General features: G+C 75.4%; 13 protein-coding genes and 1 tRNA gene. 4 read left to right on the top strand and 10 right to left on the bottom strand.

Annotated elements, in window-relative coordinates:
* From CTKZ_RS05020 to argS, 6 genes are all read right to left on the bottom strand, one after another.
* On the bottom strand, positions 1-316 hold a 316-nt coding region (locus tag CTKZ_RS05020), incomplete at its 3' end, for a Rho termination factor N-terminal domain-containing protein (protein ID WP_235843345.1).
* A 276-nt stretch (positions 317-592) separates the two neighbouring features.
* Positions 593-1,576 carry a homoserine kinase gene (thrB, locus tag CTKZ_RS05015; RefSeq protein ID WP_124341919.1) on the bottom strand — a complete coding sequence of 328 codons (984 nt, stop codon included), beginning with the start codon at positions 1,574-1,576 and terminating at the stop codon, positions 593-595.
* 7 nt (positions 1,577-1,583) lie between these two features.
* On the bottom strand, positions 1,584-2,675 hold the full coding sequence (gene thrC / locus CTKZ_RS05010; RefSeq protein ID WP_124341918.1) for a threonine synthase: 1,092 nt from the start codon (positions 2,673-2,675) through the stop codon (positions 1,584-1,586).
* A complete protein-coding gene (locus CTKZ_RS05005; protein ID WP_235843344.1) occupies positions 2,675-4,033 on the bottom strand; it encodes a homoserine dehydrogenase in 1,359 nt (452 codons plus the stop codon). The genes thrC and CTKZ_RS05005 overlap by 1 nt, the downstream gene beginning before the upstream one ends.
* Positions 4,034-4,229: 196 nt before the next feature.
* Positions 4,230-5,666, bottom strand: coding sequence for a diaminopimelate decarboxylase (lysA, locus tag CTKZ_RS05000; RefSeq protein WP_235843343.1), 1,437 nt, complete (start codon positions 5,664-5,666; stop codon positions 4,230-4,232).
* Positions 5,663-7,342, bottom strand: coding sequence for an arginine--tRNA ligase (gene argS, locus CTKZ_RS04995; protein WP_124341917.1), 1,680 nt, complete (start codon positions 7,340-7,342; stop codon positions 5,663-5,665). The genes lysA and argS overlap by 4 nt, the downstream gene beginning before the upstream one ends.
* A 173-nt stretch (positions 7,343-7,515) precedes the next feature.
* Between argS and CTKZ_RS04990 the strand changes: the two genes are divergently transcribed.
* Both CTKZ_RS04990 and CTKZ_RS04985 read left to right on the top strand, forming a co-directional pair.
* A complete protein-coding gene (locus CTKZ_RS04990) occupies positions 7,516-8,169 on the top strand; it encodes a FadR/GntR family transcriptional regulator (protein ID WP_124341916.1) in 654 nt (217 codons plus the stop codon).
* 53 nt (positions 8,170-8,222) lie between these two features.
* Positions 8,223-8,295, top strand: a tRNA-Arg gene (locus CTKZ_RS04985).
* A 59-nt stretch (positions 8,296-8,354) separates the two neighbouring features.
* On the opposite strand, the gene CTKZ_RS04980 is transcribed toward CTKZ_RS04985, so the two are convergent.
* From CTKZ_RS04980 to CTKZ_RS04965, 4 genes are all read right to left on the bottom strand, one after another.
* Complete coding sequence (locus CTKZ_RS04980) at positions 8,355-9,098, bottom strand: SDR family oxidoreductase (protein ID WP_124341915.1); 744 nt, start codon at positions 9,096-9,098, stop codon at positions 8,355-8,357.
* Between the two features lie 65 nt (positions 9,099-9,163).
* Positions 9,164-9,877 carry a TetR/AcrR family transcriptional regulator gene (locus CTKZ_RS04975; protein WP_200829640.1) on the bottom strand — a complete coding sequence of 238 codons (714 nt, stop codon included), beginning with the start codon at positions 9,875-9,877 and terminating at the stop codon, positions 9,164-9,166.
* A gap of 158 nt (positions 9,878-10,035) precedes the next feature.
* Complete coding sequence (locus tag CTKZ_RS04970; RefSeq protein WP_371852328.1) at positions 10,036-10,719, bottom strand: NADPH-dependent F420 reductase; 684 nt, start codon at positions 10,717-10,719, stop codon at positions 10,036-10,038.
* Between the two features lie 445 nt (positions 10,720-11,164).
* Entirely contained in the window at positions 11,165-12,169 is a 1,005-nt protein-coding gene (locus CTKZ_RS04965; RefSeq protein WP_124341913.1) for a LacI family DNA-binding transcriptional regulator, read from the bottom strand.
* 152 nt (positions 12,170-12,321) lie between these two features.
* Here CTKZ_RS04965 and CTKZ_RS04960 point away from each other — a divergent pair, with 152 nt between their 5' ends.
* Together CTKZ_RS04960 and CTKZ_RS04955 are read left to right on the top strand one after the other, a co-directional pair.
* On the top strand, positions 12,322-12,768 hold the full coding sequence (locus tag CTKZ_RS04960) for a hypothetical protein (protein ID WP_235843342.1): 447 nt from the start codon (positions 12,322-12,324) through the stop codon (positions 12,766-12,768).
* A 124-nt stretch (positions 12,769-12,892) separates the two neighbouring features.
* A complete protein-coding gene (locus CTKZ_RS04955) occupies positions 12,893-13,426 on the top strand; it encodes a SigE family RNA polymerase sigma factor (protein WP_124341912.1) in 534 nt (177 codons plus the stop codon).
* The last annotated feature ends 154 nt before the right edge of the window (positions 13,427-13,580 follow it).

Here is a 13,580-nt window from a genome sequence, read left to right as displayed (position 1 = left end):
GCTCAGCGGCGGGTGCGGCGGCGGACGCGTCCTGCGCGGCGGCCTGCGGCGCACGGCGGCGACGCTCCCGCGCGGGCGGGGCGTCGGCCACGGCGACCGACTCGGTGCGGCGCGGCTCGTCGAGCGCGCGGGAGCGGTTGCCCCCGCGGGCGGCGTTGATCGCGTCGACCAGGTCGCCCTTGCGCATCTTCGAGGTGCCCTTGACGCCGAGCTCGGACGCGAGCGCCTGCAGCTCGGGCAGGCGCAGCGCGGTGATCGAGCCGGCGCGGGCGGACCCGCCGGAGGTCGTCACGGCGGGATCGATGGTGTCTGTCACGAAGGACCCTTCCCCTCGTCGGTGGCCCACCCCACGGGGACGGGGTGCGGCCGGGCCCCGGTCAGACGACCGGGGACGGTGATGGAGCGGCACGGCGCGTACGACGACGTCTGCGACATCTGCGCGCGTGGGCTGGAGCGCTCCCGGGGGGTCGACTCGAGGGAATCGCCCGGGCGACGAACGGCGCGGGCGGCCCGGAGGACGAGGTCCGGGGAACGCGTCGATGTTATCACTGTCGGTGCGACCCGGAGTCCGCCGCAGCACTGGTGTCGCGGTTCACCCGATCGGGCGGCTCGACGACACGCGCTCCGCGCGGGCGCCCTCGGTGTCGACCGCGAGCGGGAGGATCCGCCAGCCGCCCATGACACCGCCGAACGCGGCGGTCAGGGCGTCGTCGGCGTCCGTGCTCACCCTCTCAACACGGTCGGGGCCCGTCGTCTTCCCCGTGCGGCGCGCGAGGGCCAGGACCGTCGGACCGGCGCCCGAGACGACGGCCGCGACGCCCGCGGCCCGGAGGACGTCCACCAGCGCGAGCGAGTCGCGCATGACCGCGCGCCGCTGCTGCTGATGGAGACGGTCCTCGGTCGCGGGGAGCAGGAGGTCGGGGCGCCGCCCGAGCGCCTCGACGAGCAGCGCCGCACGGCCGGCCTGGAACGCGGCGTCGGCGTGCGGCACGGTCGCGGGCAGGACGCCGCGGGCCGCCTTGGTCGACAGGTGGGTGCCGGGGACGACGGCGACCGGCACGACGTCGTCGTGCACCGCGATGCGGGCCGCCTGCACCGCGCCCGTCCCGGTGTCGCTCCACGCGACGGTCGCGCCGCCCAGCAGCGCAGGCGCGGCGTTGTCCGGGTGGCCCTCCATCGCGGTGGCCAGCGCGAGCGCGGTGTCGTCGTCGAGCGCGTCCGGGTCCGCGACGAGCGCGCGCGCCGCGACGATCCCGGCGACGACGGCTGCTGCGGACGACCCGAGGCCGCGCCCGTGCGGGATCGCGTTGCGGCACGTCAGATGGAGGCCGGTCAGCGGGGCGCCGACGTGGTCGAGCGCGGTGCGCAGCGCCTGCACGACGAGGTGCCGCTCGTCGTCGGGCACCTCGCCCGCACCCTCGCCGGTCACCTCGACCGTGACGCCCGGCGTGCCGAGCGCGCGGACCTCGAGCTCGTCGTGCAGCGTGAGCGCGACCCCGAGCGCGTCGAACCCCGGACCGAGGTTGGCGCTCGTCGCGGGGACGCGGACGCGGACGTGGTCCGCCCCCAGGCGCATCGCGGCCTCAGTCCAGGCCGAGCGCGGCGGCGATCGACACCACGTCCGCGGAGACGCGCACGGGCTCGACGTCGTGGCCCTCGGGGGTCTTGAGCGCCCACTGCGGGTCCTTGAGGCCGTGCCCCGTCACCGTGATCGCGATGCGCGCGCCCGCGGGGACGCGGCCCTGCTCGGCCAGCATCAGCAGCCCTGCGACCCCGGCGGCCGACGCGGGCTCGACGAAGACGCCGACCTCGGCGGACAGCACGCGGTGCGCCGCGAGGATCTGCGCGTCGGTGACGGACTCGATGAGGCCGCCCGACACGTCGCGCGCCTCCTCCGCCTGCTGCCACGACGCGGGGTTGCCGATGCGGATCGCGGTCGCGATGGTCTCGGGCTGGTCGATCGGGAAGCCCTGGACGATGGGCGCGGCGCCGGCGGCCTGGAAGCCCCACATGACGGGCGTGCGCGTCGCGACCGCGCCGTGCTTCTCGCCCGCGTCGAGGCCCGCGTACTCGCGGTACCCCTTCCAGTACGCGGTGATGTTGCCCGCGTTGCCGACCGGCAGGACGTGGATGTCGGGGGCGTCGCCGAGCGCGTCGACGATCTCGAACGCGCCCGTCTTCTGGCCCTCGATGCGGTCCGGGTTGACGGAGTTCACGAGGTCGACCGGGTACGCCTCGGCGAGCTTGCGGGCCGCGACCAGGCAGTCGTCGAAGTTGCCGTCGACCTGGAGGAGACGCGCGCCATGCGCGATCGCCTGCGACAGCTTGCCCATCGCGATCTTGCCGTCCGGCACGAGCACCGCGCAGACCATGCCCGCACGCGTCGCGTACGCCGCGGCCGACGCGGACGTGTTGCCGGTCGACGCGCACACGACCGCCTTCGCGCCGCGGGCCGCCGACGCGGAGATCGCGGTCGTCATGCCGCGGTCCTTGAACGAGCCCGTCGGGTTCATGCCCTCGAACTTCACGTACACGTCCGCACCCGAGCGCTCCGACAGCGCAGGCGCCGGGATCAGCGGCGTGCCGCCCTCCCCCAGCGTGACGACGGTCTCCTGGACGTGCGTGGGCAGGCGGTCGGCGTACTCGGCGATCACGCCGCGCCACTGGTGGGCCATCAGGCTCCTTCGACTCGCAGGACGGACACGATGCTGCGGACCACGTCGAGGCCGGCGACGGCGTCGACGGTGGCCTGCAGGGCAGCGTCGGGGGCGGTGTGCGTCGTGATGACGAGGTGCGCGACCGCGCTGGTCGGGTCGCCGTCGCGGGCCGGGGTCTGGCGGACCGCCTCGATCGACACGTCGTGCGACGCGAGGACCGCGGCGACCTGCGCGAGCACGCCGGGCCGGTCGGCGACCTCGAGCCGCACCTGGTAGCGCGTGCGCGCGGCGGCGGCGGGGAGCACCGGGAACGCGGCGTAGGACGACTCGACCGGGCCCTTGCCGCCGAGCACGCGGTGCCGCGCGACCGACACGACGTCGCCGAGCACCGCCGACGCGGTGGGGACGCCGCCCGCGCCGCGGCCGTAGAACATGAGCTCGCCTGCGGCCTCGGCCTCGACGAACACCGCGTTGAACGCGCCGCGCACACCCGCGAGCGGGTGGTCGGCGGGCAGCAGCGCCGGGTGCACGCGGACCTGGACGCCCGACGTACCGTCGGCGGTCTCGCCGCGCTCGGCGATCGCGAGCAGCTTGATGACGTGGCCCGTGCGGGCGGCCCACTCGACGTCCTGCGCGGTCACCGCGGTGATGCCCTCACGGTGCACGTCGTCGAGCGCGACGCGCGTGTGGAACGCGAGCGACGCGAGGATCGCGGCCTTCGCGGCGGCGTCGTAGCCCTCGACGTCGGCCGTCGGGTCGGCCTCGGCGTAGCCGAGCGCCTGGGCCTCCTTGACCGCCTGGTCGAGGTCGAGGCCCTCGGTCGTCATGCGGTCGAGCACGTAGTTCGTCGTGCCGTTCACGATGCCGAGCACGCGGCGCACGTGGTCGCCCGCGAGCGACTCGCGCACCGGGCGGACGATCGGGATGGCGCCCGCGACGGCGGCCTCGAAGTAGAGGTCGGTGCCCGCGGCGTCGGCGGCGGCGTAGAGCGTCGGGCCGTCCTGCGCGAGCAGCGCCTTGTTGGCGGTGACGACGGACGCGCCGTGCTCGATCGCGTGCAGCAGCAGGCTCCGCGCGGGCTCGATGCCGCCCATGACCTCGACCACGACGTCGGCCTTCTCGACGAGCGACGTGCCGTCCGTCGTGAGCAGCGTGCGGTCGACCACCGGGTCGCGCTCCGCGTCGACGTCCCGCACCGCGACGCCGACGAGCTCGAGGCGGGCGCCGACGCGGGCGGCGAGGTCGTCGGCCTGCGTCGTGAGGAGCCGGACGACCTCCGTGCCGACGACGCCGCAGCCGAGGACGGCGACGCGCAGGGACGGGCGGGGGTCGGACGGCAGGACCACGGGGACGGCCTCTCGGTCGGTGGGTGTCACCCCGCGCCGCGTCCGCGGGCCGTGGCCGGCGCCGGGGGCGGGCGGTGACGCGGCCCAGGATAGAGCCGGGCGCGCACCGGGCGGGACGCCGTCCACACCGTGTGGTGGGGCCCGGCGCGGGCCGACCCGGTCCTGGGTACCGCGATCGTCGTCCGGACGGTCACCAGGCCCGGGTCGGGCTCGAGCGGGGCCGACGTCAGGCGTCGGTGTCGAGGGCCAGGAGGTCGGCGACCGTCTCGCGGCGGACCAGGACGCGCGACGCGCCGTCGGCGACCGCCACGACCGGCGGGCGGGTCAGCAGGTTGTAGTTCGACGCCATCGAGCGCCCGTAGGCCCCCGTCGCCGCGACCGCGAGCAGGTCGCCCGCGCGCACGTCGCCCGGCAGCAGCACCTCGTGCACGACGATGTCGCCGCTCTCGCAGTGCTTCCCGACGACGCGCGCCAGCACCCGGTCCGCCGTCGACAGCCGCCCGACGACCTCCGCGTGGTACCGCGCGCCGTACAGCGCGGGGCGGATGTTGTCGCTCATACCGCCGTCGACGGACACGTACAGCCGGGTCAGGCCCTCGTCGACGCGCACGGGCTTGACGGTCCCGACGGTGTAGAGCGTGAGCCCAGCCGGCCCGACGATCGCGCGGCCCGGCTCGATCGAGAACCGCGGCACGTCGGTGCCGACCTCGGCGGCGCTGTCGGCGACCGACGCGGCGATCTCCTTGGCGATGCGGTCGGGGTCGAGCGCGACCTCGCCCGGCAGGTAGGCGATGCCGTACCCGCCGCCGAGGTCGACCTCCGCGACGAGCACGCCCGTGCGCCGCGCGAGCCGCGCCCGCAGCGCGAGCACGGACTTCGCGGCCACCGCGAACCCCGACGGGTCGAGGATCTGCGAGCCGATGTGCGAGTGGATGCCGAGCAGCCGCAGCTCGGGCCGGGCCAGCACGGCGAGCAGCGCGGTCATCGCCGGGCTGTCGTCGTCGGCGTCCGCCACGGTGTCCGCGGTCCCCCGCGTCGGCGCGAGCGAGAGCCCGAACTTCTGGTCCTCGTGCGCGGTCGAGATGTACTCGTGGCCGCCCGCGTGCACGCCCGTCGTCACGCGCACCATCACGGGCGCCGGAGCGCCGCCACGGGACGCGACCAGGTCCGCGAGCCGCTCGATCTCGACGAGCGAGTCGACGATGATCCGGCCGACGCCCGCGTCGAGGGCGGTCGTCAGCTCGTCGTCCGACTTGTTGTTGCCGTGCAGGCCGATGTCCGCGCCCGGCACGCCCGCGCGCAGCGCGACCGCGAGCTCACCGCCCGACGCGGTGTCCACCCGCAGGCCCTCCTCGTGCACCCAGCGCGCGACCGCGACGGACAGGAACGCCTTGCCGGCGTAGTAGACGTCGACGTCGGCGCCGACCTGCGCGAACGCCTCGGCGAACGCGCGCCGGTACGTCCGCGCACGCGTGCGCAGGTCCTGCTCGTCGAGGACGTAGGCCGGGGTCCCGTGCTGCGCCGCGAGGTCGCGGACGTCGACGCCGCCGACGCGCACGGCACCGTCGTCGCCGCGCGCGACACCCGTCGACCACGGCTCGCCGGGGACGACCGTCCCGGCGTCGTGCAGGTGCGCGGACGGCTGCGGAGCCGCGCCGGTCACATCCGCTCCGGCGCGCTCACGCCCAGCAGACCCAGCCCGTTCGCGAGGACCTGACGCGTCGCGTCGTTGAGCCACAGGCGCGTGCGGTGCACGTCCGTGACCTCCTCGTCGCCCCACGGCGTGACGCGGCGCTGGTCGTACCACTTGTGGTACGACCCCGCGAGCTCCTCCAGGTAGCGCGCGACGCGGTGCGGCTCGCGCAGCTCGGCGGCCTGGTTGATGACGCGCGGCAGCTCGGCCAAGCGGCCCAGCAGGACCGACTCCGACTCGTGGTCGAGCAGCGACGCGTCGAAGCCGTCCTCCTTGCGGACGCCCGCGTCGGCGGCGTTCCGGCCCACGTTGACCGTCCGCGCGTGCGCGTACTGCACGTAGTAGACGGGGTTCTCGTTCTTCGCCGACGCGAGCAGGTCGAGGTCGAGGTCGATCGACGAGTCCGCCGACGAGCGCGCGAGCGAGTACCGCGCCGCGTCCACGCCGACCGCGTCGACCAGGTCCTCGATCGTCAGGACGGTGCCCGCACGCTTCGACATGCGCACCGGCTCGCCGTCCTTCACGAGGTTGACGAGCTGGCCGATGAGGATCTCGAGGTTGACGTGCGGGGTGTCGCCGAACGCCGCGCACACGGCCATCATCCGGCCGATGTACCCGTGGTGGTCGGCGCCGAGCATGATGACGACGCGGTCGAACCCGCGCTCGCGCTTGTCCAGGTAGTACGCGATGTCGCCCGAGATGTACGCGCCCTCGCCGTCGGACTTGATGACGACCCGGTCCTTGTCGTCGCCGAAGTCGGTCGTGCGCAGCCAGACGGCGCCGTCCTGCTCGAAGACGTGCCCGCCCTGGCGAAGCCGCTCGACGGCCCGCTCGACGGCGCCCGACTCGTGCAGCGTGTCCTCGTGGAAGTACACGTCGAAGTCGACGCCGAAGTCGTGCAGCGACTGCTTGATCTCGGCGAACATCAGGTCGACGCCGCGCGCGCGGAACGCCTCGGTCGCCTCGTCGAGCGGCAGCGTGCGCGGGTCGGGCTCGCCCGCGGCGAGCGCGTCCGCGACGACCTGCTCGGCGATGTCCGTGATGTACGAGCCGCCGTACCCGTCCTCCGGAGCGGCCTGGCCGAGCGCGCGGGCGACGAGCGAGCGCGCGAAGCGGTCGATCTGCGCGCCGTGGTCGTTGAAGTAGTACTCGCGGGTGACGTCCGCACCCGCCGCCTCGAGCACGCGCGCGAGGCTGTCGCCGACGGCCGCCCAGCGCACGCCGCCGATGTGCAGCGGGCCCGTCGGGTTGGCGGACACGAACTCGAGGTTGAGGCGCACGCCCGCGAGCGCGTCGCCGTGCCCGTACTCGACGCCCTGCTCGACGATCGAGCGCGCGAGCTCGCCCGCCGCGGCCGCGTCGAGGCGGATGTTGAGGAACCCGGGACCGGCGACGTCGACGGACGCGACCCCCGGGGTGTCACCGAGCCGGCGCGCGAGCTCCTCCGCGAAGGCGCGGGGGTTCGTGCCCGCCTTCTTCGCGAGCTGCATCGCGACGTTCGTCGCCCAGTCGCCGTGCTCGCGCTGCCGCGGTCGCTCCAGGTGCACGGTCGCCGGGATCGCGGCCGGGTCGAGGGCGAACGTGCCGTCGTCGACGGCGTGCACGAGAGCGGCCCGGAGGGCCTCGGAGAGCTGCGCGGGAGTCACCCGTCAAGGGTAGGGGAACGCCGCCGACGGCCGGACGCGCGTCCGGTTCGCGCACCCGTCCGGCGCGCATCGCTCGCAGGCCGCACGACGCGGCGCGCCGACCAGCCGAAACGGTGGCGTGGGGGCACCCGTCGGTGTTGACTTCGGCCATGCACGGACAGGCGACCTGACGCATGGCGCGACGTCCCGGACTCATCGACACCGCCGTCGACGCGCTCCGCAGCCGCATCACCTCGGGCGAGTGGCCCGTCGGCTCGCGCATCCCTCCCGAACCCGCCCTCGTCGACCTGCTCGGCGTCGGCCGCAACACCGTCCGCGAGGCCGTGCAGTCGCTCGTGCACGCGGGGCTGCTGGAGCGTCGCCAGGGCTCGGGCACGTACGTGCTGTCGAGCTCGGAGCTCGCGGTGACGATGGGCCGGCACATCGCCGACGCCCGGCAGCGCGACGTCGTCGAGGTGCGCCGCGCGCTCGAGGTCGAGGCCGCCCGGCTCGCGGCCCGCCGCCGCACCGCGACCGACGCGTCCGCGCTGCTCGACGCGCGCGACGCCCGGGCCGCCGCCTACCAGGCCGGCGACCTCGACAAGATGGTCGTGACCGACCTCGACCTGCACCGCACGATCGTGCGGACCGCCGCGAACCCCGTGCTCGTCTCCCTGTACGAGAACCTGCTCGACGCGATCGGCGAGAACATCCGGTTCAACTTCGTGAGCGACACCCACGGCGGTGACGCGCACGACGGGCTGGTCGAGGCGATCGTCGCCGGGGACGACGCGCGCGCCGTCGCGGAGACGTCCGGGTACCTGTCCGCGTTTCTCGGCGAGGCCTGACGGGCTGATACGCTGACGCTCGCTTCCGGCCCGCACACCCGTGTGCGCGCCATGCGCCCGTAGCTCAGTGGATAGAGCGTCTGCCTCCGGAGCAGAAGGTCGTAGGTTCGAATCCTATCGGGCGCACGTCAGAAGGCCGCAGCCCCTCACGGGCTGCGGCCTTCGTCGTCCCGGCGCGGCGGGCGTCAGGCGAGGCCGCCGTTGGTGAAGATCGTCTGGCCGTTGACCCAGCGGGCGGGTCCGGCGAGGAAGGCGACCGTCTCGGCGATGTCGACGGGCTGGCCGAGGCGCTCGAGCGGCACGGCCTGCGCGAGCCGCTCGACCGTCTGCTCGTCCTTGCCGTCGAGGAACAGCGGGGTCGCGGTCGGACCGGGGGCGACGGTGTTGACCGTGACGTCCTTGCCTCGGAGCTCGCGCGCGAGGACGAGCGTGAGGCCCTCGACGGCCGCCTTGGTCGCGACGTAGGGCCCGTAGGTGGGGAACTGCGTGCGGGTCACCGACGTCGAGAAGAGGACGATCGCGCCGCCGCTGCGGACACGTCGGGTGGCCTGCTGGGCGACGACGAACGTGCCGCGCAGGTTGGTGCGCACCATGCGGTCGAAGTCGTCGAGCCCGTAGTCGGCGACGGGGCCGAGCACCATGACGCCCGCGGTGTGGACGACGACGTCGAGGCCGCCGAACGTGGACTCGACCTCGTCGAAGGCGGCGGTCATGGCGACCTCGTCGGCGACGTCGCCGCCCACGGCGATCGCCCGGCCGCCGGTGGACGTGATGCCGGCGACCAGGTCGTCGGCCTTCGCGCGGTTGCCGGCGTAGTGCACGGCGACCGCGTACCCGTCGGTGGCGAGGCGCTGCGCGAGGGCCGCGCCGATGCCGCCGGAACCGCCGGTGACGAGCGCGACGCGGGTGGTGGGGGTGCTGGTGGGCATGGGTGTCTCCTCGGTGGTCGGGTGGGGCGCGCAGGGTCGGCGCGCGGGAGTGCGGTCGGGTGCCGTCAGGTGCGGTCGGGTGCCGTCAGGTGCGGTCGGTCCGCGGCCGGGGGCGTCTGGAGGCGGGCGAGCCACTCGTCGAGCAGCGCCGCCTCCCGCGCGCTGAAGCGCTCGGTCTCGCGCAGGTGCGCGCGCAGCGTGGTCGCCGCGACCGCCGGGGCGTCGTCGGCCGGGCCGGCGTCCGCGAGGACGGCGCGCTCGACGGCCTGCCGGGTGAGCGTCGAGATCGCCGCGTCGGGATAGGACCCGGGCCGCAGGAGCAGACCGAGCGCGACGCCGCTGTTCGCGGCCATGACGACGCGCGCGGCGTCGTCGGGCGGGAGGCGGAGGCGGCCCTGGGCGGCCAGCCGGTCGAGGACGCCGCGCAGCAGCGCCATCGCCTCGGCCGGGGCCTCGGGCGTGGTCGTCAGGGTTGTGCCGAACACCAGGCGGTAGGCGTGCGGGTGCGCGAGGGCGAACGCGGTGTGCGCGTCCCACCCGCGGCGCAGGTCGTCGAGCGGGTCGGCCGACGGTGTCGCGGCGCGCTTCATCGTGAGGTACTCGTCCCAGACCTGGTCGACGACCGCGGACATGAGCCCGTCCTTGTCGCCGAAGAGCCGGTACAGGACGGGCTGCCCGACACCGGCCGCCTCGCATACCGCCCGGGTCGAGACCGTGCCGTCGGGGGACGAGGCGAGCAGCTCGGCCGCCTTCTCGAGGATCAGCGCTCGTGTGGCCACGTAGCGACGATAACATCCGACGCATATCGCCGCTACGGGCGGTCACGCGACCGCCACCCTGGAGCCGGCCGTCGTCGCACACGCGGGCATCCCGGCACGGCGACGCACCCGGCGCGGCGAGGTCCGAGGACCCGCCGCACCGGGTGCGTGGCGGGGTGTCAGATCGTGCGCGGTGCCCGGGCGAGGTTCTCGACGAGCTCCGCCCGGTTCTGGCGGACGACGTAGGCGGGCCGGTCGCGCTCCACGCGCCACGACTCGCTCAGCGGCGAGACGTCGACCGTGTCGAACCCGAGAGCGTCGTACAGCGCCGTGACGTGCTCGACGGCCTCCGGGTGGTCGCTCGACGTGGCCAGCGCGCGGCGCTGCTCGCTCCCCGCGGGGTGGCCGTCGGTCGTGATGTCCGCGGCGCCGATGTGGTTGAACGCCTTGACGACCTTCGACGCGGGCAGGTGCTCCTGCAGCAGGCCCGAGGTCGTCTTCTCGCCGCGGTCCAGCGCCTCGACGCGCCCGTCGCGCTCCCAGTAGTAGTTGTTGGTGTCGAGCACGACCTTGCCGGCCAGCGGCTCGACCGGGATGTCGGCGACGGCCTTCAGAGGCACGGTCACGACCGCGACGTCCGCGGCGGCCGCCGCCTCCTGGGCGGTCGCGGCGCGCGCCCGCGGGCCGAGCTCCGCGACGAGGGCGTCGAGCGTCTCCGGACCGCGCGAGTTGGCGATGACGACGTCGTGGCCGAGCCCGATGACGGCGCGGGCGACCTGGCTGCCGATATTCCCGGCGCCGATGATTCCGTAGGTGGTCATGCTCGGTCTCAACCGGCGTCGCGGACGGGCATTCCCGCGCATGCCTGGCGTCCACGTGTCGGTCGCCGGTCGACGGCCCGACACCGCCGGCAGCGCCGCTGCTTCGGGCGCCCGTACGCCGTGGGCGGGCTCCGGTCGCACGACCTCTCCGGTGACTGCCGGCCCGGGCACCGGCATCGACAGCCGGCTCGGCCCGTGCCGGTACGGCGGTCAGCGGTCCGCGACGCACGACTGGGTGAGGGACACGCGGCACTGACGGCCGTCGCGGGCGAAGGGTCGGGCGCCGGGTGCCCCCGCCGCCCGACCCTTCCTCCCTCGGGCGCCGGCACGCGCCCGTCGGACTCGGCACCGGCACGCACCCACGACGGACGAGGGCGCGGGACCGGACGGAGGGCTCGGTCGAGCCGGTGCTGAGAGGCCAGACTGGAAGCGGTTCCAGTGCGGCGCGTCCTCATCGTGGTGCGAGCACGTCGGAGCCGTCAAGCCCTCACGGCAGAGGAGCGGACCCCCGCACGACGAGCGTCGTCGGCAGCAGGACGGGCTCCGCCGCACGTCCGTCGATCGCCTGCACGAGCGCCGCCGCGAGCTCGGCGCCGAAGCGCCGGATCGGCTGCCGGACCGTCGTCAGCGGCGGGTCCGTCTGCTGGGCCACGGGGAGGTCGTCGTACCCGACGACCGCCACGTCGTCCGGTACCGACCGGCCACGTGCCCGCAGGGTCCGCAGCGCGCCCGCCGCCATGTTGTCCGAGCCGGCGATCAGGCCGTCGAGGTCGGGGCGCCGCTCGAGGAGCCGGTCCGTCGCCCGCTCACCGGACTCGGCGCTGAAGTCGCCGACCTCGACCCAGGCGTCGACCCCCGCCGCACGGAGCGCGACCTCCGCACCGCGGCGCCGGTCCACGGGCGCGCGCAGTTGCTCGCCTCCCGTGATGATCCCGACCCGCCGACGCCCGGTGGCCAGCAGGTGCTCGGCCGCGCGTCGACCGCCGTCCTCGTTGTCCACGTCGACCCACAGGCCCGGGTCCCCGTGCAGCGGCCGGCCGCCGAGGACCACCGGGCTCTCGGTCGCCCGCGCGACCGTGAGCAGCGGGTCGTCGCCGCGTGTCGCCATGAGCATGAGCCCGTCCGTGCGCCGCGACTGCAGCGCGCGCTCCAGCCGGGCCCGGCCGCGGTCGGACGCCGCGAGCAGGAGCGTGAGGTCGAGGTCTGCCTCCTCCAGCACGCCCGCGACACCCACGATGACCTCGACGTAGAACGGGTCCGCGACGAGCGCGGGGTCGTCTCCCGACACGGCCAGGACGACGGCGCCGGCACGGTTGGTCGCGAGCGCACGGGCGGTCGCGTTCGGCACGAAGCCGAGCTCCGCGACCGCGCGGGCGACCGCGGCCCGCTTGGCGGGCGAGACGTTCGGCTCGCCGTTCACCGCCCGCGACGCCACGGTGCGCGAGACGCCCGCGTGGCGCGCCAGGTCGTCGAGCGTCGGACGACGGCCCACGACCCCTCCTCGTCGACGGTGCCCGGGCTTCCTCCCGGCGGGTACGTCCACGCTAGCGGCCGGTGCGGCACCGACGGGCGAGGACCGCCGACGCCACGCGGCACGCGCCCCCGCGGCATCCGCGCCGTGCCGTCGTCACGTACCGTCGTCCGGTGCCGCACGACGACTCCCCCGCCGACCGCGCGCCCGCGGACGCCGGTCTGCCCGGGCTGACCGCGTGCGCGCTGTGCGCCGGGGAGACGCTCGAGGGCGTCGACGACCTGCGCGGCGGCCAGGCGGAGCGGCTGCGGCGGCTCGCGGGCACCGGCGTCGCGCGGCTCACGTTCGTCGACTGCCTCGACGAGTGCGAGCGCGGCGACGTGGTGGTCGCACGGCCGACCGCGCACTGCCGGCGAGCCGGGGTCGCGCCCGTCTGGTTCGAGCGTCTGGCCGGCGACGACGCGACTGCGGCCCTCGCCGCGTGGCTGCGCCACGGCGGCCCCGGGGGCGGCCCACCCCCGGAGGAGCTGCGCGCCCTCGTGATCGACCGCGGCACGGCCGACGTCGACGCACCGGTGCTCGACGGCGACGCCACGCCGCACGTGCACGCCACCGGGTAGCCCGGCGTCGTCCAGCCGGTGGTCCGCGGGATCGAGGCCGTCGAGGTCGACCCCAACGGAACCTGCGCGCCATCCGTCATGACGGGGTGCCGGGACACGCCGGCGGACCGACGCGAGGAGCGACGTGCACTGGGACGACGTGCTGGACGAGCTGGTCCGCGAGCGCGGGCCCGCGCTGCTGCGGTACGCGTACCTGCTGACGGGCGACGCCGCGGACGCGCAGGAGCTCGTGCAGGACGCGCTCGTCTCCGTGCTGTCCCGCCGCGCCCGCCTGCGCGAGCCCGCGGCCGTCGAGGCGTACGTGCGCCAGACGGTGCTGCGGACCTACGTCGACGGGTACCGCCGCCGGCGCCAGTGGCTGAGGGTGCGGCACCTCGTCGCGACGCCCGACACGTCCGCCGGTCCTGCCGACGGCGTCGACGCGCGGCAGGACGTCGTCGCTGCGCTGGCCGGGCTCGCGCCGCGGGTGCGGGCGTGCGTCGTGCTCCGCTACTTCGAGGACCTCACCGTGCCGGAGATCGCCGACCGGCTCGACCTCGCGACCGGCACCGTCAAGCGGTACCTGAGCGACGGCGTGCGCGCGCTCGAGCGCGTGCTCGGCCCCGTCGCGACCGAACCGACCGAGATCCAGCTCGTGACCCCGAGGAGCGCCCGATGAGCACCGACCTCCGCACCGCCCTGCACGACGTCGCGGCGCACGCGCCGCTCGGCACGCTCGAGGCGGCGGCCCTGCACCGGCGGGTCCGGCGACGCCGCGCCGCCCGGGCCGCCGCCCAGGGCACCGCCGGGCTGGGCCTCGCGGGGGCGATCGT

It is taken from the genome of Cellulomonas algicola (assembly GCF_003851725.1).
GTDB classification, from domain to species: domain Bacteria; phylum Actinomycetota; class Actinomycetes; order Actinomycetales; family Cellulomonadaceae; genus Cellulomonas; species Cellulomonas algicola.
The sequence above is the reverse complement of the archived record's forward strand: the minus strand, read 5'-3'. Positions and strand labels throughout refer to the sequence as shown.

Bases quoted from the DNA above. Each gene is read 5' to 3' on its own strand.
- CTKZ_RS04990 (WP_124341916.1), top strand. From the start codon at position 7,516: ATGGCGCGACGTCCCGGACTCATCGACACCGCCGTCGACGCGCTCCGC.
- thrC (WP_124341918.1), bottom strand. From the start codon at position 2,675: ATGGCCCACCAGTGGCGCGGCGTGATCGCCGAGTACGCCGACCGCCTG.
- thrB (WP_124341919.1), bottom strand. From the start codon at position 1,576: ATGCGCCTGGGGGCGGACCACGTCCGCGTCCGCGTCCCCGCGACGAGC.
- CTKZ_RS04980 (WP_124341915.1), bottom strand. From the start codon at position 9,098: ATGCCCACCAGCACCCCCACCACCCGCGTCGCGCTCGTCACCGGCGGT.
- CTKZ_RS04970 (WP_371852328.1), bottom strand. From the start codon at position 10,719: ATGCGCGGGAATGCCCGTCCGCGACGCCGGTTGAGACCGAGCATGACC.